17 protein-coding genes are annotated in these 19,079 nt (G+C 72.6%); 6 read left to right on the top strand and 11 right to left on the bottom strand.

Translation table 11 applies throughout. The features are described from left to right. Positions 1-14 precede the first annotated feature (14 nt). The 3 genes from ACFYYW_RS42170 to ACFYYW_RS42160 all read right to left on the bottom strand — a co-directional run bounded on the left by ACFYYW_RS42170 (position 15) and on the right by ACFYYW_RS42160 (position 3,089). Positions 15-881: a carbohydrate ABC transporter permease gene (locus ACFYYW_RS42170; RefSeq protein WP_352325035.1), complete on the bottom strand. Its 867-nt coding sequence runs from the start codon at positions 879-881 to the stop codon at positions 15-17. An 11-nt stretch (positions 882-892) separates the two neighbouring features. Continuing rightward, entirely contained in the window at positions 893-1,804 is a 912-nt protein-coding gene (locus tag ACFYYW_RS42165; RefSeq protein ID WP_352325034.1) for an ABC transporter permease subunit, read from the bottom strand. A 151-nt stretch (positions 1,805-1,955) separates the two neighbouring features. Then, on the bottom strand, positions 1,956-3,089 hold the full coding sequence (locus ACFYYW_RS42160; protein ID WP_387658334.1) for an ROK family protein: 1,134 nt from the start codon (positions 3,087-3,089) through the stop codon (positions 1,956-1,958). A 170-nt stretch (positions 3,090-3,259) separates the two neighbouring features. Here ACFYYW_RS42160 and tdh point away from each other — a divergent pair, with 170 nt between their 5' ends. The 4 genes from tdh to ACFYYW_RS42140 are packed head-to-tail and all read left to right on the top strand — an operon-like array spanning position 3,260 to position 7,603. Further along, positions 3,260-4,288, top strand: coding sequence for an L-threonine 3-dehydrogenase (gene tdh / locus ACFYYW_RS42155; protein WP_352325032.1), 1,029 nt, complete (start codon positions 3,260-3,262; stop codon positions 4,286-4,288). Continuing rightward, positions 4,288-5,460, top strand: a complete 1,173-nt coding sequence (locus ACFYYW_RS42150) for a glycine C-acetyltransferase (protein WP_352325031.1) — start codon at positions 4,288-4,290, stop codon at positions 5,458-5,460. Before tdh ends, ACFYYW_RS42150 begins: the two co-directional genes overlap by 1 nt. Before the next feature lie 13 nt (positions 5,461-5,473). Beyond that, on the top strand, positions 5,474-6,376 hold the full coding sequence (locus ACFYYW_RS42145) for a LysR family transcriptional regulator (RefSeq protein ID WP_387658330.1): 903 nt from the start codon (positions 5,474-5,476) through the stop codon (positions 6,374-6,376). A 57-nt stretch (positions 6,377-6,433) separates the two neighbouring features. Next, a complete protein-coding gene (locus tag ACFYYW_RS42140; RefSeq protein ID WP_387658327.1) occupies positions 6,434-7,603 on the top strand; it encodes an MFS transporter in 1,170 nt (389 codons plus the stop codon). Positions 7,604-7,639: 36 nt separating this feature from the next. On the opposite strand, the gene ACFYYW_RS42135 is transcribed toward ACFYYW_RS42140, so the two are convergent. The 6 genes from ACFYYW_RS42135 to lhgO form a co-directional block, all read right to left on the bottom strand. Next, a complete protein-coding gene (locus tag ACFYYW_RS42135; protein ID WP_387658323.1) occupies positions 7,640-9,247 on the bottom strand; it encodes a GTPase in 1,608 nt (535 codons plus the stop codon). Next, complete coding sequence (locus tag ACFYYW_RS42130) at positions 9,244-11,067, bottom strand: ABC transporter (protein WP_387658320.1); 1,824 nt, start codon at positions 11,065-11,067, stop codon at positions 9,244-9,246. Before ACFYYW_RS42130 ends, ACFYYW_RS42135 begins: the two co-directional genes overlap by 4 nt. A 109-nt stretch (positions 11,068-11,176) precedes the next feature. Then, the gene (locus ACFYYW_RS42125) at positions 11,177-11,836 is read right to left on the bottom strand and encodes a response regulator transcription factor (RefSeq protein WP_357696674.1); all 660 of its coding nucleotides are present in this window, start codon (positions 11,834-11,836) and stop codon (positions 11,177-11,179) included. 83 nt (positions 11,837-11,919) lie between these two features. Continuing rightward, positions 11,920-13,332, bottom strand: coding sequence for a HAMP domain-containing sensor histidine kinase (locus ACFYYW_RS42120; protein WP_364416662.1), 1,413 nt, complete (start codon positions 13,330-13,332; stop codon positions 11,920-11,922). Beyond that, on the bottom strand, positions 13,332-14,024 hold the full coding sequence (locus ACFYYW_RS42115; RefSeq protein ID WP_352361663.1) for a response regulator transcription factor: 693 nt from the start codon (positions 14,022-14,024) through the stop codon (positions 13,332-13,334). Before ACFYYW_RS42115 ends, ACFYYW_RS42120 begins: the two co-directional genes overlap by 1 nt. 17 nt (positions 14,025-14,041) lie before the next feature. Then, positions 14,042-15,289 (bottom strand): L-2-hydroxyglutarate oxidase, encoded by a 1,248-nt coding sequence (gene lhgO, locus ACFYYW_RS42110; RefSeq protein WP_387658315.1) that lies wholly within the window; start codon positions 15,287-15,289, stop codon positions 14,042-14,044. Positions 15,290-15,305: 16 nt separating this feature from the next. On the opposite strand from lhgO, the gene ACFYYW_RS42105 reads away from it, so the two are divergent. Further along, positions 15,306-15,677 (top strand): hypothetical protein, encoded by a 372-nt coding sequence (locus tag ACFYYW_RS42105; protein WP_352325024.1) that lies wholly within the window; start codon positions 15,306-15,308, stop codon positions 15,675-15,677. Between the two features lie 4 nt (positions 15,678-15,681). Here the strand turns inward: ACFYYW_RS42105 and ACFYYW_RS42100 are convergent, their stop codons facing one another. Beyond that, the gene (locus tag ACFYYW_RS42100; protein ID WP_387658312.1) at positions 15,682-16,680 is read right to left on the bottom strand and encodes a hypothetical protein; all 999 of its coding nucleotides are present in this window, start codon (positions 16,678-16,680) and stop codon (positions 15,682-15,684) included. A 35-nt stretch (positions 16,681-16,715) separates the two neighbouring features. Then, positions 16,716-17,987, bottom strand: coding sequence for an MATE family efflux transporter (locus ACFYYW_RS42095; protein WP_387658309.1), 1,272 nt, complete (start codon positions 17,985-17,987; stop codon positions 16,716-16,718). A gap of 70 nt (positions 17,988-18,057) precedes the next feature. Here ACFYYW_RS42095 and ACFYYW_RS42090 point away from each other — a divergent pair, with 70 nt between their 5' ends. Continuing rightward, positions 18,058-19,026, top strand: coding sequence for an aldo/keto reductase (locus tag ACFYYW_RS42090; RefSeq protein ID WP_352325021.1), 969 nt, complete (start codon positions 18,058-18,060; stop codon positions 19,024-19,026). The last annotated feature ends 53 nt before the right edge of the window (positions 19,027-19,079 follow it).

The following is a 19,079-nucleotide window of genomic DNA, read 5'->3' as shown; positions in this document are numbered from 1 at the left end:
TTGCTCCCGGGTTCTCAGCCCTTGATGGCGCCGGTGAGGACGCCCTTGGTGAAGTACTTCTGGAGGAAGGGGTAGGCGAGCAGGATCGGCACGAGCGCGATGATGAGCACCGCCATCTGCACCGACGAGGCGGGCAGGTCGCGCACGATCGCGACGTCGGAGCCCGTGGCCGAGGTGCCGCGGAAGATGAACTGCCGCAGCACGACCTGGATGGGGTGCTTGGTCTGGTCGTTGATGTAGAGGATCGCGGTGAAGAACGTGTTCCAGTACGAGACCGCGTAGAACAGGCCGACGACGGCGATCACCGCCTTGGACAGCGGGATCGCGATCCGCCACATCATCCGGAACTCGCCGCACCCGTCCATGCGGGCCGCCTCGAACAGCTCCTCGGGCAGGTTCTGGAAGAACGACCTGACCACGACCACGTTGAACGCGTTGACCAGCACCGGCACGATGAGCGACTGGTAGGTGTCGATCATGCCGAGTTCCTTGACCATGAGGTAGCTCGGGATCATGCCGGGGGTGAACAGGAACGTGGCCAGCACCATGAGCAGGATCGGCTTGCCGCCGAGCATGCCGCGCCGCGACAGCGCGTAGCCGAGGAAGACCGTGCAGATCAGGCTGAGCGCGGTGCCGGTGAGCGTGATGCCGATACTGATCAGCACCGACCGGGTGACCGCGCCGCCGGACAAGATCAGCGAGTACGCCTCGAAGGTGGGGTGCGAGGGCCAGAGCACGTAGCTGCCGCCGTTGGCGATGCTCTCGGCGCGGCCCATCAGGCTCGTGCCGACGGCCAGCCCGAACGGGTACAGCACGGCCACGGTGATCGCGGTCAGCACGACGAACTTGAGCGTGCGCCCGGCGATGGTCGGGCGTTCCATCCACGGCGGCCTCATCGGTAGATCCCCTGCTCTCCGAAGCGGTGCGCGAGCTTGTTGGCCGCGTAGATGAGCGCCGCGCCGATGAGGCCCTTCATGAGGCCGGCGGCGGTGCTCATGCCCCAGTCGCCGTCACGGATGCCGTGGTAGTAGACGTAGGTGTCGATGACCTCGGCCGCTCCGGCGCCCACGGCCTCCCGTTGCAGGACCATCTGCTCGAAGCCGACGGACAGGATGTCGCCCAGGCGCAGGATGAGCATCATGAGGATGACCGAGCGGATGCCGGGCAGCGTGACGTGCCACAGGCGGCGCTTCCAGTCGGCGCCGTCGATGGCGGCGGCCTCGTACTGGCTCATGTCGATCGCGGTGATCGCGGCCAGGAAGATGATCGTGCCCCAGCCGCAGTCCTTCCAGATGACCTGGGCCGTCACGAGCAGCTTGAACGTGTCCGCGTTCGACATCAGGTTGCCGATGGTGACGCCGTGCGAGTTCAGGAACGAACTGACCGTGCCGGCGCCCCCGATGACCTGCTGGAACATCGCCACCACGACCACCCACGACAGGAAGTGCGGCAGGTAGACGACGGTCTGGATGAACCGCTTGACGCGGTGGCCGATCAGGGAGTTCAGCAGGAGCGCGAGCGCGATCGGGGCCGGGAAGTACAGGACGAGCTGGAGCGCCGTGATCTGCAGCGTGTTGCCGACCGCGCTCCAGAACTCCGGCTCCTCCAGCAGCATCACGAAGTTGTCCAGGCCCACCCAGGGGCTGCCCGCGATGCCGAGGAACGGCGCGTAGTCCTTGAAGGCGATGACGTTGCCGAGCAGCGGCACGTAGAAGAAGGCCACGAAGTACAGGACGCCGGGCAGGCACAGGGCCAGCAGCGTCCAGTCGCGCTTCAGCCGCTCAAGCAGGGTGACAGCGGCCACGCTCACCTCCAGTCGGGTCGGGATGGCTGGAGGCTAGTACCGATTTATGCAAATAACTAGGTTAAAGCGATCAGATCTGAGCATGCGTGCTGGATCGATGTCGCTCAGCGACATGGCTGTGACAGAACGGTGACCTAATTAGCCAAGTTGGCTACGTAAAGAGCAGGCGATCCGCCTGATCGAGGGCGAACCGGACAGCGCCCAGCGTGATGCACTCGCTGCCCAGCCCCGACGCCACCACCTCCGGCGGGTAGAGGCAGTACTCCTCGAACAGCTCGCGTACCGGCTCGACCAGCAGGTCTCCGGCCGAGGACAGGCTGCCGCCGATGACCACCATGTCCGGGTCGAGCGGGTTGACCACCGTGACGAGCCCGGCGGCCAGGCCACGCGCGAACTCCCTGACCGCCTGCCCCGCCCGCTCGTCGCCGGCGCGGGCCCTGGCGATCGCGAACTCGGCGCACTGCCGGCTGGAGCGCAGCTCGCCCGGCTCGACGGTCATCGCGTAGTCGAGGACGTGCCGGAAGGCGGTCCAGTTGTTGTTCGGCTGGGCCCCGATCTCGCCGCCGGCCGCGTGCGCCCCCCGGTACGGCCGGCCGCCGATGAGCAGGCCCATGCCGATGCGGTCGCCGGTGAACAGGTAGACGACGTCGTCACGGCCCTGGGCGGCGCCCCGCCAGTGCTCGGCCAGGACGGCCAGGCGCATGTCGTTCTCGACCAGCACCGGCGCGGGGATCCGGGCCGACAGCTCGCCCTGCAGGTCGAGGCCGGTCCAGTCGGACAGGGCGATGCTCTTGACGACCCGCCCGGAGCCGTCGACCGTGCCGGTGGTGCCCACGCCGACGACGGTGACGTCCGCCAGCGCCAGCCCGGCCTGGGCGGCGGTCTCCGCGGCGAGCCCGACGACCTGGTCGAGCCGCTCGGCGGCGGGCATGTCGCGGTGGTTGGGCGCGCGGCGGGTGACGGTGATCGTGCCGTTCAGGTCGGCCAGCATGGCGCGCAGGCTGGAACCGCCGATGCCGACGCCCAGCACGTGCCCCGCCGAGGCGCGGAACCTGAAGCGTTTGGCCGGGCGTCCCCGCTGGCGGTCGCCGGCCTCCTCCTCGCACTCCTCCGCCCAGCCCTCGGCGACCAGGTCGTCGACGATGACCTCGGCCGTCGGCCTGGACACCCGGGCGGACCTGGCCAGCTCCGACAGCGTGGCCACGTCGGCCTCGCGCAGCACGCGCAGGATGGCCGCCGAGTTGAGCTTGCGCAGAAGCGAGGCGTCGCCGCTCTGCTGTCGCACCGATACCTCCGAGTCGCCGGGCAGGTCATCTTCAAGCTTATTTCGTAATTGTGCCTGGTCCCCCTGCCGCGTGAAGCTGAGCTGTGGGGGCACTTAAGAATCCCTCGATGGACATGTTCCGAGGGGAGCGGGCACAGTGCGTTAGGTTCGGAACAGGGGGAAGTGAAGCGATGAAAGCGCTGGTCAAGCAGAAGGCCGAGCCCGGCCTTTGGCTGGTGGACGTGCCGGAGCCCGAGGTCAGGCCGGGCGAGGTGAAGATCCGGGTGCTGCGTACCGGCATCTGTGGCACCGACCTGCACATCCGCAAATATGACGACTGGGCGCGGCACACGCTGAAGCTCCCGCTCGTCGTCGGGCACGAGTTCTCCGGCCACGTGGTCGAGGTCGCGCCCGGCGTGGAGGACATCGCCGTCGGCGACCTGGTGAGCGGCGAGGGCCACATCGTCTGCGGCAAGTGCCGCAACTGCATGGCCGGACGCCGTCACCTGTGCCGCAACACGGTCGGCCTCGGCGTCAACAGGGACGGCGCGTTCGCCGAGTTCGTCACGCTGCCCGCCTCCAACGTGTGGGTGCACCGGGTTCCCGTTCATCCCGACGTGGCGGCCATCTTCGACCCGTTCGGCAACGCCGTGCACACCGCGCTGTCCTTCCCGCTGGTCGGCGAGGACGTGCTGATCACCGGCGCCGGCCCGATCGGGCTGATGGCGGCGGCCGTGGCCACGCACGTCGGCGCGCGCAACGTGATGATCACCGACGTCAGCGACGAGCGCCTCGACCTGGCCGGCAAGCTCGGCGTCTCGCTCGCGCTCAACGTCTCCAGGGCGACGATCGCCGAAGGCATGCGCCAGCTCCACCTGCGGGAGGGCTTCGACGTCGGGCTTGAGATGTCCGGTAACCCTGGGGCCATGCGTGACATGATCGCGAACATGACGCACGGAGGGAAGATCGCGATGCTCGGTCTTCCCGCCGAGGAGTTCGCCGTCGACTGGGCCACCGTGGTGACCTCGATGCTCACCATCAAGGGCGTTTACGGTCGGGAGATGTTCGAGACCTGGTACAACATGTCAGTCCTGCTGGAAAAGGGTCTCGACCTCTCCCCCGTGATCACCGATCGGTTCCCGTACCACGACTTCGACGCCGCCTTCGACACGGCCGCGAGCGGCCGTACGGGCAAGGTCATCCTCGATTGGAGCGCTTGATGTTCACGAACGTGCGCGAGCAGCTGCGTGCGACGCTCGACGAGATCACCGAGGCCGGGCTGCTCAAGCCCGAGCGGGTGATCACCACCCCGCAGAGCTCCCAGGTCGGCGTGGCCGGGCGCGAGGTGCTGAACTTCTGCGCCAACAACTACCTGGGCCTGGCCGACCACCCCGAGGTGGTCGAGGCGGCCAAGCAGGCGCTCGACCGCTGGGGCTTCGGCATGGCCTCCGTACGGTTCATCTGCGGCACCCAGGAGGTGCACAAGGAGCTCGAATCCCGCCTGTCGGACTTCCTGGGCATGGAGGACACCGTCCTCTACAGCTCGTGCTTCGACGCCAACGGCGGCGTGTTCGAGACCCTGCTCGACGCCCAGGACGCGGTCATCTCCGACGCCCTCAACCACGCGAGCATCATCGACGGCATCCGCCTGTCCAAGGCCCAGCGCTTCCGCTACGCCAACCGCGACATGGCCGAGCTGGAGGCCAGGCTCAAGGAGGCGTCCGACGCCCGGCGGCGGCTGATCGTCACCGACGGCGTCTTCTCCATGGACGGCTACCTCGCCCCGCTGCGCGAGATCTGCGACCTGGCCGACCGCTACGACGCCATGGTCATGGTGGACGACTCTCACGCCGTCGGCTTCGTCGGCCCCACCGGCCGCGGCACGCCCGAGCTGCACGGCGTCACCGACCGGGTCGACATCATCACCGGCACCCTCGGCAAGGCGCTCGGCGGGGCCAGCGGCGGCTACGTCTCGGCCCGCAAGGAGGTCTGCGAGCTGCTGCGCCAGCGCTCGCGGCCGTACCTGTTCTCCAACTCCCTGGCCCCGGTCATCGCCTCGGCCTCGCTGCGCATCCTCGACCTGCTGGAGACCTCCGGCGAGGCGCGCGAGCGGCTGCGCTCGAACACCGCGCGCTTCCGCAGCGAGATGACCAGGGCCGGGTTCGACATCCTGCCGGGCGAGCACCCGATCGTGCCCGTCATGATCGGCGACGCCGCCGAGGCGGGGGCCATGGCCGAGCGCCTGCTCGACCTGGGCGTCTACGTGATCGGCTTCTCCTACCCGGTGGTGCCGCACGGCCAGGCCAGGATCCGGGTGCAGCTCTCGGCGGCCCACTCCACCGAGGACGTCGACCGGGCCGTGGCGGCCTTCGTCCAAGCACGCCAGGGTTGAGTATCCTCGCTGCGTGATTGACACGCGGCGGCTGCGCACACTGCGGGCGGTGGCCGACCACGGCACGGTCACCGCCGCCGCGGCGGCGCTCCACCTGACCCCGTCGGCGGTCTCCCAGCAGCTCGTGGCGCTGGAGCACGAGGTGGGCCACCAGCTGTTCACGCGTGACGGCCGGGGCGTGCGCCTCACCGCCGTGGGCAAGATCATGGTGGGGCACGCCAACGAGGTCCTGGCCCAGCTCGAACGCGCCGAGGCCGAGGTGGCCGCCTACACCACCGGCGAGGCCGGCGAGGTGACCGTGGCCTGCTTCGCCACCGCGATCAGCGCCGTGCTCTCCCCCGCCATCGCTGCCCTGCGCGCCACCGCGCCCGGCCTGCAGGTCCGGGTGCTCGACGCCGAGGGCGACCACAGCCTGGCCATGCTGCTCGACGGCGGGGCCGACCTAGCGGTGACGGTCGAGTACCGGGGCGGCCCCGACGCCGCCGACCGCCGGCTGTCGCGCATCCCGCTGTACGCCGAGCCGTTCGACCTGGTCCTGCCCGAGGGGCATCCGGAGGCGGGGTCGGCCACGCTGGTGTCGCTCGCCGCCGACACCTGGATCGGTCCTTATCCGGGCAATCCCGTGCACGACGTCATCACGTTCGCGTGCCAGCAGGTGGGGTTCACGCCCAACGTCGTCCACTGCTCCGACGACTTCCGGGCCGTGGTCGCGCTGGTGGGGGCGGGCGCGGGGGTGGCGCTCGTGCCGCGGCTGGCGCTGCGGGACATGGCGCTGGCCGGGGTCGTGGTGCGCCAGACGCCGGGGCCCGACCGCCGCGTCTTCGCCGCGATCCGCCGCGGGGCCGACGCGCACCCCCTGCTCCAGCCGCTGTTGTCGGCGTTGCGCACGGTCGCCGCCTCCCTCGCCTCCGACTGACCGCACCGCCGATCCCGGGCGTCGCCGGGGAGCGATCTTGCAGGTTAGCGTGGGCGGATGGGAAGGGACATGCCATATCGGGACCTGTTCCGGCTGCCCGGGGCCGGGGCGCAGGCCGTGTCCGGCTTCCTCGCCCAGCTCACCCAGCAGGTCGCGCCCGTGGGGATGGTGCTGGTCGTGCAGGACGCGACCGGGTCGCTGGCGCTCGCGGGCACCTGCGCGGCGGCGTTCTCGGTGGGCGCGGGCATGGGCAGGCCCGTCCAGGGGCGGCTCATGGACCGGCGCGGGCCTCGGGTGGTGCTCGCGGCGACGGCGTTCCTGCACGTCGCCGCCTTGATCGCGCTCGTCGCGGCGGCGGCGGCCGGGTGGCCGGTGTGGACGTCCGTGGTGCTGGCCTGGGTCGCCGGGGCCGGGTTGCCGCCGATCTCGGTGAGCATGCGCGTCGAGTGGGGGCGGCGGGTGCCCGACGGCGCCCGTACGGCCGTCTACAGCCTGGTCTACCTGGTGCAGGAGCTGGCCATGCTGGCCGGGCCGCTGCTGTTCGGGCTGGTGATCGCGGTGGCCTCGGCATCCCTGGCGCTGGGGGCGGTGGCGGTGGGGGCCGGGGTGGGCACGCTGGCGTTCTCGCGGGCGTTGCGGGCGGGCGGGGCGGCGTCCGTACGGGAGGGCGGGCGGGTCTTCGCGGACCGCCGGATGCCGGTGCTGCTGGCCGTGGTGCTGCTGCTCGGCGGGACCATCGGGGCGTTGCAGGTGGGGGTGCCCGCGCTGTCGGCCGCCCGTGGCGTGCCCGCCGCCACCGGGGTGCTGGTGGCGGCGCTCTCGCTGGGCGGCATCGCCGGGGCGGCCGGGTACGCGGCCCGTACGTGGGCGTCCTCGCCGGCGGCGCGGCTGGTGGGGTTGATGCTGGCGCTCGGCGTCGTGCTGACGCCGCTCGCGGTGGTGGGGGCGTTGCCGGTGTTCTGGGTGGTGCTGTTCGCCGGGGGGCTGGTGCTGAATCCGGCGTTGACGACGTCGTCGCTGCTGGTGGACCGGTTCGCGCCGGGGGCACAGGGCGAGGCGTTCGGGTGGTTGTCCACCGCCGTGGGGGTGGGGGGCGCGGCCGGGTCGGGGGTGGCGGGGGTGGCCGGGCAGTGGTTCGGTGCGCCCGCGCCGTTCCTGGTGGGCGCGGCGTCCGCCCTGCTGGGCGCGCTGCTCGCGCTCCCCCTGCTCGACCGCAGGCACGGGTGACGGCGGTACCGCTCGCGGGGGCGCGGGTGACGGCGGTCAGGAGCGGGCTGTGGCGACGGCCTCGGTGAAGCGGGCGTAGCGGTCGAGCTCGGCCGTCACGGGGGCCAGCACGTAGTCCCCGGCGACCTCGCCGATGGCGGCGCGCAGGGCGCGGGCCGTACGTCTGGCCCGACGCCGCCCGCCCGCCCAAGCGGCCAGCCTGGACAACAACGCGACCACCACCCCGGCCAGCGCGCCGCCCGCCAGCAGCACGGTCGGCCAGGGCACCGCGCCCACGGTCGGGAGCGGCGGCTGCGGCAGGCGCAGGTAGTCCATCCCGAACAACACGCCCAGCCACAGGGCGCCCGCCACCATGACGGCGAAGACCAGCCACTGCAGCACGTTCACCATCCGCCACCACCGCGGCCTGCGCGTCGTGCCCGCCGTGGTGCGGCCCACGGCCCGGTCCACCGCGTCGGCCAGCTCCGGGGAGCGCGAGCGCGCGGCCTGCCGCACCGCCGCCGCCCACGGGCCGGGCAGGCCCGCGGCGGCCGCCTCGCCGACGTCCCTGATCGCCGTCTCGACCTGCGCCCGCTGTACGGCCGACGCCGCCGGCACCGACGTACGCCCCACGATCTCCTTGCCCGGCTTCCCCACCCCGATCCTGAGCCTGCGCAACGGGTCGGGACGGAACCTGCGCAACCAGCGGGTGACCGGCCAGCCGGTGGCGACCACGGCCCGGTGCCGGTGCCCCTTGGCCACGGCCTCCAGGACCAGCGGCACCCCGGCGGCCTGGGAGAGCGCGCCGGTGAGCCGCCGGTCCAGCCCGGCCGCCCGCCGGTCGCCGGGGTCCGGCCGCGAACCGTCCGCGGCCAGGTGACCGGCGGCGGCGGTGACGTCGGCGGCCAGGCGGGCGGCCCACGACTCGCGCTCGGCGACCCGGTCGGCGAGGAGCGAGCGCAGCTCCGGCAGGCCCGTCCCGGTCGTGGCGGAGACCGGCAGCACCGGCACGCCCGCCAGCCCGTCCTCCTCCAGGAGGCGGCGCAGGTCGGCTACGCAGCGGTCCACAGCCTGTGGAGGCAGGCGGTCCACCTGGTTGAGCACCACCAGCATCACGTCGCGGTGCCCGGCCAGCGGGCGCAGGTAGCGTTCGTGTAGCGCGGCGTCGGCGTACTTCTGCGGGTCCACGACCCAGACGAGCAGGTCCACCAGCGCCACCAGGCGGTCCACCTCAAGCCGGTGGGAGAGCCGGACGGAGTCGTGGTCGGGGAGGTCGAGGAGGACGAGCCCCGACATCCCGGGCGCCTCGGCGGCGGAGTGGCGGCGCGGGACGTCCAGCCAGTCCAGCAGCGGGCCGGCTCCCTCGCCGTCCCACAGGGCGGCCTGGGCGGTGGACGTCGTCGGCCTGGTGACGCCCACGGCGGCCAGGTCCTCGCCGGCCAGGGCGTTGTAGAGGGAGGACTTGCCGCTGCCGGTCGCGCCGGCGAGCGCGGCCACGGTGTGGTCGACGGAGAGGCTGCGGCGGGCGCCGGCCCGTTCGGCGACGGACCGCGCGGCGGACACGTCCTGCTCGGGGAGGCGTCCTTCGGCCAGCTCGGCGGCCTCCAGCAGGGCCGTCAGCCGGGAGTCGAGCGAGGGCCCCTCCTTGCGGCGCAGCAGCTTCACGGCCCCTCCGAGCGGTCGCGATCGGGCGGCTGGGGCGCGCCGGGAGCGGGCAACTCGGCCGTGGGAGCAGGGGGAACAGGGGGCACGGGGAGCTCGGCCGTCGGGGCGGAGGCGGCGGGGAGTTCGGCGCGGTGGTCGTGGACGGCGCGGGCCGCCGCGCGCAGGGCCTCGGCCGTGCCCCTGGGCGGTTCGACGGTCTCCAGCCGGTCGGTGAAGCGGGCGGCCTCCTCCGCCAGCAGCACCCGCACCCGTTCGCGCAGGTCCTCGCGGGCCCGCGTGGTCAGCGAGCGCACGGCCTGGTCGCCGAAGACGGCCTCCAGCAGCTTCTGCGACAACACGCTCGTGCCGCCCGCGATGCCGACCTCGATCCCGGTGAGCCCGCCGGTCGAGGCGAACACGGCCAGCATGAGCAGCAGCCCCGCCCCGTTGACCCCGAACGAGGCCAGCCGGGCGGTGGTGCGTTTCTCCGCCCCCTCCTCGCGCACGAGGTCGAGGACGAACTCCTGCCAGCCGCGCACCGCCGCCTCGGCCCGTCGGGCGAGGTCGGGAGAGGCCCGGCCGAGCCGCGCGGCCTCCATCGCGCCGAGCCGGTCGAGCAGCCCGCCACCGCCCGGCGCGGCCGACCACCCTTCGAGCGCGCGTTCGGCGGCGCCGTCGGCCGCACCCCTGATCAGCGACTCGACGCCGCTCTCCAGGGCGTCCTTGAGCTCGACGGCGGGGGCGCGGCCGGTGAAGAAGCCGACGATCCGGTCCCGCAGCCACCCCACCCGGCTCTCCAGGGAACGCATGAGGTCGCCGGTGCCGATGAAGTCCTGCCAGCGGGCCAGCACCTCGCCACGCAGCAGGGACCCGTCGCGCATGCCCTCGTCGAAGTCGGCCATGCCGCCCGCGTACGCGCCGGTCACGATCGTGCGCAGCCCGTCGAAGGCGGCCTGCTGGCGTTCGACGGCCGTGGCCAGCGCGGGGACGCGGGTGTCCAGGCTGTCCAGGGCCCCCGACAACGTCTGGCGGACGACCCGGGACCGCTCGGCGGCGTCGGCGGCCAGCCCCGTGAGCCAGGAGACGATGGGCCGCACCGACTCCTCCGGCAGCCGCGCCTTCTCGTCGGGCAGCGCGGCCTCGGGCACGGTGAACAGCCGGGTGCCCGGCAGGCCGTTCTCCACCAGGAGCCGGTCGAGGTCGCGCGAGACGGGCTCGACGGCCTCGGGCGCGATCCGGTCGAGGACGACGGCCAGGGCCGTGCTGCGTTCGCGGGCCGAGCGCAGGAAGCTCCAGGGCACCTCGTCGGCGTACCGGGCGGCGGTGGTGACGAACAGCCACAGGTCGGCGGCGGCGAGGAGCTGCGCGGCCAGCTCCCGGTTGGAGGTGACCACGGAGTCGATGTCGGGGGCGTCGAGCAGCGCCAGCCCGGCGCCCAGCGCGTCGGAGGCGACCACGCGCAGCGCGCCAGCGCCGCCGCCGGACTCGCCGGTGGCGCGGGACAGGCCGGGCAGCACGTTCTGGCCCGTGAACCAGGCGCGGTCGGCCGGGTTGACGACGAGCGTGGGCACCAGCGTGGTGGGCCGCAGCACGCCTGGCTCGGCCACGTCGGCCCCCACCAGCGAGTTGACCAGCGTGGACTTGCCCGCTCCGGTGGACCCGCCGACGACGGCCAGCAGCGGCGCGTCGATCGCCCGCAGCCGCGGCAGCAGGTAGTCGTCGAGCTGCCCGGCCAGCTCGCGCAGGGCACGCCGGTCCGCCGCGGCCTCGCCGATCGCCAGCGGGAACAGCTCGCGATCGAGCGGGCGGCGCAACGACTCCAACGCCCCCAGCAGATCCATAGGTGCCAACCCCGCTTCCCGCGGTACGCCGCTCGACACCTCGCGCCCGCAGGTCCACGCTACGGTGAGCGCCCGGGACGGTCCACCGGCCGGGTCCGCGCGGCGGGGATCAACCGGCGGGCGGCGGCTCCCTGAGCACGTACCCGACGCTGCGCAGCGTGTGGATCAGGCGGGGCTCGACGTCGTCCACCTTGCGCCGCAGGTAGGAGACGTACGACTCGACGACGCCGGCGTCGCCGCCGAAGTCGTAGTTCCACACGTGGTCGAGGATCTGCGCCTTCGACAACACGCGGCCGGCGTTGACCATGAAGTAGTGCAGCAGCTTGAACTCCGTCGGGGACAGCCGCACCTGGCGGCCGGCCCGCCAGACCTCGCGGGCGTCCTCGTCCAGCTCCAGGTCGGCCACCTTCAGCCGGCTGACCGGCGCCCCCTCCGTCCTGGTACGGCGCAGCACCGCCCGGATCCTGGCCTGCACCTCCTCCAGGCTGAACGGCTTGGTGACGTAGTCGTCGCCCACCCGGAGGCCGGCGATCTTGTCCTCGGTGGCGTCCCGGGCGGTGAGGAACAACACGGGCGCGTCGATGCGCCTGGCCACCTCGAACCCGTCCAGGTCGGGCAGCATGACGTCGAGCACCACCAGGTCGGGCGCGGCGCGTTCGGCGACCTCGACGGCCTCCTGTCCGTCGGCGGCGGTCAGCACCTCGAATCCGGAGAAGCGCAGGCTGGCGGAGAGCAGGTCCCTGATGCTGGGCTCGTCGTCCACCACCATGATCAACGCCTCGCGGACCTCGCGGAGCTCGGGTTTCGTCACGATTCCAGGGTGACCCAGGCAGCTGAGGGTTAGCTGAAGGCTCACTCCAAGGCGAGTGGGAGTTCGACCCGGAAGGTGGAGCCCTCCTCGGGCGAGCTGGTCAGCGTCACGGTCCCGCCGTGGGCCTGCACGAGCGCCTGCACGATGGCCAGGCCGAGCCCGCTGCCGCGGTCCTCGGAGGAACGGCGGCGGCTGCGCGCGGAGTCGGCGCGGTAGAACCGTTCGAAGACCCGCTCGACCTGTTCGGGCGGCAGGCCGGGACCGCTGTCGACGACCTCGGTGAAGACCGTGTCGTCGGTCGCCCCGGCCCGGACGACGATGGGAGTGCCGGGCTCGGTGTGCACGATGGCGTTGGTCATGAGGTTGCTGATGACCTGCCGCAGGCGCACCTCGTCGCCGGAGACGATGAGCGCCGCGCCGCCGACCACGTCCAGCTTCACCGTACGGTCGGGGGCGAGGATCCTGGCCTCGTGCACGGCGTCGGCGACCAGGGCCAGCATGTCCACCGGGCGCATCTGGAGCGGGCGTTGCTGGTCCACCCTGGCCAGCAGCAGCAGGTCGTCCACGAGCAGGCTCATGCGCCCGGCGGCCTTCTCCACGCGCTGCATCAGCTCGGCGGGGTCGGCGCCGGGGTTCTGGCGGGCGTACTCGGCGAAGCCGCGGATGGAGGTGAGCGGGGTGCGCAGCTCGTGGGAGGCGTCGCCGACGAACTGGCGCATGCGGTCCTCGGAGCGGCGGGCCGCCGCCTCCGACGCCGAGCGCGCGGCGAAGGCGGTCTCGATCTGCGCGAGCATGCCGTTGAGCGACCTGGCCAGGCGGCCCACCTCGGTGCGGGGGTCGGCGTCCGGCACCCGGCGGCCGAGCTCGCCGCCCGCGATGGCCTCGGCCGTGCGCTCGATCTGGCCGAGCGGACGCATGCTGCGGCGCACGATCGTGACGCCCGCGACCGCCAGGATGAGCAGGATGCCGCCGCCGCCGAGCAGCTCGATCAGCACGAGCCGCCGGGTGATGGCGTCCACCTCCTCCAGGTCCACCGCGACGACCAGCGTGCGCCGCTGGATCTCGCTCTGCAGCACCCGCCACTCGCCGTCGCCGCCGGCGGCGGGCGCGGTGTAGGCGTCCTCGCCGGGCGACTCGCGCAGCACGGGCTTGGGCTTGGCGTCCACGTCGCGGTCGCGCAACATCGGGACGAACGCCTCACCCGGCTCCTTGACCAGCGCGATCGCGTCGGACTCGATGAGGATCGGGCGGTCGGGGGTCTCCCTGTCCCGCCGCCAGTCGCTGACGACCTTCTTGTGCATGCGCACGCTGAGCAGGTTGAGCTGGCTGTCCACCCGGTCCATGAGATAACCGTGCAGGACCGAGACGCTGACCAGGCCGACGAAGGTCATGCCGCAGCCCAGCAGGGCCAGCATCGCCGCGATCAGCTTGACCCTCAGCGGCAGGGCTCTCATCAGGGGCTCGGCGGCAGGCGCAGCACGTATCCGACGCCCCGCAGGGTGTGGATGAGCCGGGGGCTACGGTTGTCGATCTTCCGGCGCAGGACGGACACGTACGACTCCACGATGCCCACCTCGCCCCTGAAGTCGTAGTCCCAGACGTGGTCGAGGATCTGCGGCTTGGACAACACGCGGCCGGCGTTGGTCATGAAGTAGCGCAGCAGCTTGAACTCGGTCGGCGAGAGCGAGACGGCGTTGCCGCCGCGCCAGACCTCGTGGCTCTCCTCGTCCAGCTCGATGTCGGCGAAGGTCAGCCTGGGCGGCGCGGCCTGCGCGTCCCCGCTCGTGCGCCGGAGCACCGCGTGGATCCTGGCCACGACCTCCTCCAGGCTGAACGGCTTGGTGACGTAGTCGTCGCCGCCGATCGTGAGCCCGCGGATCTTGTCCTCGGTCTCGTCGCGGGCGGTCAGGAACACGACGGGCGTGTGCAGGCCGCCGCTCCGCATCCGGCGGACGATCTCGAACCCGTCCAGGTCGGGCAGCATGACGTCGAGCACGACGAGGTCGGGCCGGTGCCGTTGCACGGCGTTGACGGCGTCGAGGCCGCTCTTGGCCGTGGTCACGTCGAAGCCGGCGAACCTCAGGCTCGCGGCGAGGAGTTCGAGGATGTTGGGGTCGTCCTCGACTATCAGCAGGCGTGATTCCATCACCTCCAAGGATGCCCTCATCGGGAGAGTGCTGGAACAATTCCGGCAATATGCCGGGCAATTGCCAGGCTTGACGTCGCCGCGGGCGAGGGCGCGTTGCGCACCAGGACCACGCTCCCGTGGACGTCGACCACGAAGTCGTCCACCAGCCGGCCGTCCCTGGCGACGGCCTGGGCGCGCACGCCGCCGCCGGTCCTGACGAGGTCGGCGGCGGTGAGCTCGGGCACGTACCGCCGGGCGGCCCGGACGAACGCGCTCTTGACGAGCGAGCCGTAGACCTCCTTGATCCCGGTACGCCAGTGGGTGCGAGCCATGCGAAGCGTCCCCGGCCAACGCACAATTTGACCGAAATTTCGTACATCTCGCCATCTGTAGCCTTCGTAGGCCAGGGCCAGCACCGCGTTCGGCCCCACCAGCACCTCGTCGTCGATGTGCCTGGTCAGATGCACGCCCAGGAACGGGTACCGCGGGTCGGGCACCGGGTAGATCAGCCCGCGCACCAGCTCCCTGGCCGCCCCGGCCAGCGCGTAGTACTCGCCCCGGAACGGCACGATCCGCACGTCCCCCGCCGCCCCGGCCATCCTGGCGACCGCGTCCGTGCCGAGGCCGCCGCAGACCACCAGCCGGTCGAAGGTGAACCGCCGCCCCCCGGCCAGCACCTCGACGCCCCTCGACGTCTCGCGGATCGCCCGGACGGCGTGCGACAGGCGGACCGAGCCGCCCGCCCTGGCCACGTCGAGGGCGAGCGCGCGGGCGACGGCGGGGAAGTCGGCGATGGCGGTGTGCGGCGAGTGGATCGCGGCGACGCCGACCGCGTGCGGCTCGATCTCGCGCAGGCCGAGGCCGTCCAGCTCGGCGACGTCCGGCACGCCGTTGGCCCGCGCCCGCTCGGCCAGCGCGCGCAGCGGCGCCCGCTCGGCCCGCGTGCTCGCCACGACCAGCTTGCCGACCTCCCGGTAGGGCAGCTCGTGCTCGGCGCAGTACGCCTTGAGCAGCGCCACGCCCTCCCGGCACAGCCTGGCCTTGAGCGAGCCCGGCGGGTAGTAGATCCCGGCGTGCACGACGCCGCTGTTGTGCCCGGTCTGGTGGGCGCCGACGCGCGGCTCCTTGTCCAGCACGGTCACCTCGGCGCCGCGGGCGGCGGCCAGTTCGCGCGCCACGGCCAGTCCGACGATCCCGGCGCCGACGACACCGATCTTTTCCGTCACACACCTGATTTTCCTGGTAAAGGCCACCCTGCCGCCATACCTGGGCGAATCGAACATGAGTACGATGGCCTTCATGTACGTCCCGCCAGAGTGGCCCGCCGAGGTCCGTCCGCCCAGCGTCCCCGACTGGGAGACCTCGGCGGTGGCCTGGCTGCTCGACGCGGTGCCGCCCGACTACCGGGCCTACGAAGTGCTGCGGCGGCACCCGGTGGCCCTGGCCAGCATGGCCAGGCATCACGTCCGGTCGGCGGTGGAGGCCGCCCGCGCGGGCTATCGCGGCGCGGCCGTCGATCTCAAGGGCCACCTGCCGCCGCACGCCGTCGAGGCGGTGCTCGACGCCTACCGCGAGGAGGGGCCGCGACTGGTGCGCCTGTCGCGCTCGATCGAGGTGGTCGAGCGCGCGCTGCGCGGCGACATGTTCACCGCGACCATGCGCCACCCCTGACGGCTCACCGGGTGCGGCGCGCGATGAAGGTGATCACCCCGGTCGCGCCCGCGGCCGCGGCCAGCCAGATCAGCACGTCTTTGGCGGTCAGGCCGCTCGGCTCGCCGGTGTCGGACGGCCGCGCGCTCTCCTGGGCCGCGACGGGCTTCGGCGTGGGGGTGCGCGTGGCCTGGGCGCGCTCGGGCAGCGGCACCCGGTAGACCGGGCTGTTCGGGCCCTCCGAGCCGACCAGCAGGGCCTTGCCGTCGGCGGTGTAGGCGATCGACTCGGCCTGCCGCAGCTCCGGCATCGGAACCCTGGCCAGTGTCTCCCCCGACGGGCGGTAGAGGGTGGCCGAGAAGTACGTGCGGATGACGTAGGAGGAGCCGTCGGGGGCGTAGGCGGCGTCCGTGGCCATGATCGGGGCCGCGGCGACCCGGCGCAGGATGTTGACCTTGTCGGTGCGGAGCTTCTTCGGCGCGGCGTAGACGGATCCGGAGAACTCCTTGGACACGACGTAGAGGCGGCCGGTGCGCGGGTTGATCATGATGCCCTCGGCGTTGCGGCCGCCGCCGGCGTAGCGGAAGCGGTAGCGGGTGGCCGGCAGCGTGGCGTCCCGGAGCGTGCGCGGCTCGGCGACCTTGTAGATCGACACGTCGGGCCAGGCGCCGTCGAGGTTGTCGCCGATGTCGGCGAACCAGAGCGTGCCCTGCCCGGTGTCCGGGTCCCTGGTCGCGGCCATGGCCTCCCAGTCCCTGGCCTGCGCGCCGCGCAGGTGGAAGGTGGCCTTCGTCCGCCCGTCGGCGCCGACCGCGTAGAACACGGGGGCGGCGGAGCTGTCGTTGTGGGTGTAGAAGACGTCGTCGTGCGTGGGCGACACGGCCAGGCCGCTCGACTCGGTGATGGCGCGGTCCTTGAACGTGAACAGCTTCTCCGGCCCGTCGTCGTCGGCCCACGCCGGAGCCGCCGACAGCGCGAACGTCGCCGCCACGGCGGCCAGGACCCGGAACACGACATCCCCCACCTCGCCATCATGCCCCACGGCCGCGCCCGGGAGGCTCAGGCCACCGCCTCGGCCGTGCCCACGCGGGCGCTGTGACGGCGGAACCCGGCCCCCTGGAGCACCACGAGCAGGCCGTTGGCCGCCGCCATGGCCACCCAGAGCCCGGTGATGCCCCACGTCCGCGCCACCGGCACGGCGGCCGCCAGGAGCACGCCGTAGCCGAGGACGAAGTAGGCCAGGCTCGCGCCGGACCTCTTGAGCGCGGTCAGCCCCATGCCCTGCACCGCCTGCGCGGCGTCGGCCAGCGACGACACCAACATCAGCGGCAACAGCGCGAGGGCCCGCTCGCGTACGGCGGCGTCGCCGGTGAACAGCCCGAGCACGCGCTCGCCGAGCAGCAGCAGCACCAGGGCCGCGACCAGCGTGCCGGCGACGGCGAGCAGCGCGGCGGCGCGGTTGGCCCGCCGCGCCCCGGCCGGGTCGCCGGCGCGGGCCACCTCGGGCACCGACGCCTGCGCGACGGAGAGCGAGACCAGCATGATGAGGCCGGTGAGCGTGGTCAGCACCGCGTGCGCCGCGGTGTCGCGGGCGCCGGTCGCGCCCGCGGCGAACGTGACCACGCCGAGCACCCCGAACTTGATCAGCACGGTCGCCGCCAGCGGCACGCTGACCCTGGCCAGCCGGACGATCTCGGCCACCCTGGGCCGCCCCTGGCCGATCGGCCGCCCGAGCGCGCGGCGCAGCAGAAAACTCGCCACGACCGCGGCCACCACCCCGGCGACCACCCAGGCCACGCCCACGCCGTCGAGGCCGAGCCGCGGCGCCAGCACCGCGGTCAGCGCGCTCAGCAGCACGCCGAAGGTCAGGCTGGGCCACAACACGTCGCGGCTGCGCCCGAGCGCCACCAGGATCGTGCTCGCGCCGCCGGTCGTGGCGAAGACCAGCAGGTAGGCGGCCAGGAACCAGGGCAGCAGGCCCAGCTCGCCGACCACCTCGCCGGGCACCCCGCTCACCCGCGCGAGCGCGGGCACGCAGAGCACCGCGAGCGCCCCCAGCGTGCCCGTGACCAGGCTGAGCCAGCGCGCGTCCCGTACGACGGGCACCGCCGCGCCCGGATCGTCCCGGTACGGCGCCACGAACGGCCCGAGCCCCCGCAGCGCGCCCTGCACGGCGGCGGTGGCGGGGGTGAGCACCGCGCTCATCACCGCGAAGGCGGCCAGCGCGACCGTCTCGTGGTTGCCGAGCACGGACGTGACCACCAGCGTGCCCATCAGGCCGGTGACCATCGCCAGGAAGACCGGCAGCGCGGCGCGGAGCAGGACGATCACGAGGACCCCGCGCAGATCATGAACTCACCCTATGGCCTGGAGCGCGCTCCAGGTATTTAGTGTGGACCCCATGGACTATGTCAACCTCGGACGCAGCGGCCTCCAGGTGAGCCCGCTCTGCCTCGGCACGATGAACTTCGGCCCGCTGACCTCGGAGGAAGACTCCTTCGCGATCATGGACAAGGCCCACGAGCTGGGCATCAACTTCTTCGACACCGCGAACGTCTACGGCTGGAAGAGGGGCGAGGGCATCACGGAGAACATCCTGGGCCGCTGGTTCGCCCAGGGCGGCGGCCGGCGCGAGCGCACGGTCATCGCGACCAAGCTCTACGGCGACATGGGCGACTGGCCCAACGAGCGCCGCCTGTCGGCGCTGAACATCCGCCGGGCCTGCGACGCCTCGCTGAAGCGCATGCAGACCGACTACATCGACATCTACCAGGCCCACCACGTCGACCGGAACACGCCTTTCGAGGAGTTCTGGGAGGCCATGGAGGTCCTGCGGCAGCAGGGCAAGGTCATCTACGTGGGCTCGTCCAACTTCGCGGGCTGGCACATCGCCAAGGCCCAGGAGACGGCGGCGCGGCGCGGCACGTTCGGGCTGACCAGCGAGCAGAGCCACTACAACCTGCTCACCCGGGCGGTGGAGCTGGAGGTGCTGCCCGCCTGCGAGGACTACGGCATCGGCGTGATCCCGTGGAGCCCGCTGGCCGGCGGCCTGCTCGGCGGCGTGCTGCGCAAGATCGACAAGGGCCGGTCCGCCTCCGACACCATGGTTCGGGAGCTGGACAAGCACCGGGACAAGATCGAGGCGTACGAGAAGCTCTGCGACGAGCTGGGCGAGGACCCGGCGTACGTGGCGCTGGCCTGGCTGCTGCGGCAGCGCGCGGTGACCGCCCCGATCATCGGCCCGCGCACGCTGGAGCAGCTCGAAGGCAGCATGCGCACGCTGGAGATCGAGCTGGACGAGGCCACCCTGGCCCGCCTCGACGAGATCTTCCCCGGCCACCGCACCGCCCCGGAGGACTACGCCTGGTGACGCCGTGACCGGCCGGGCCCGGCACGACCACGGGCCCGGCCGCTCGGGGCGGC

Origin of the sequence: Nonomuraea sp. NPDC001831 (assembly GCF_042892035.1) — a bacterium.
Taxonomy (GTDB): Bacteria; Actinomycetota; Actinomycetes; order Streptosporangiales; family Streptosporangiaceae; genus Nonomuraea.
The sequence above is the reverse complement of the archived record's forward strand: the minus strand, read 5'-3'. Positions and strand labels throughout refer to the sequence as shown.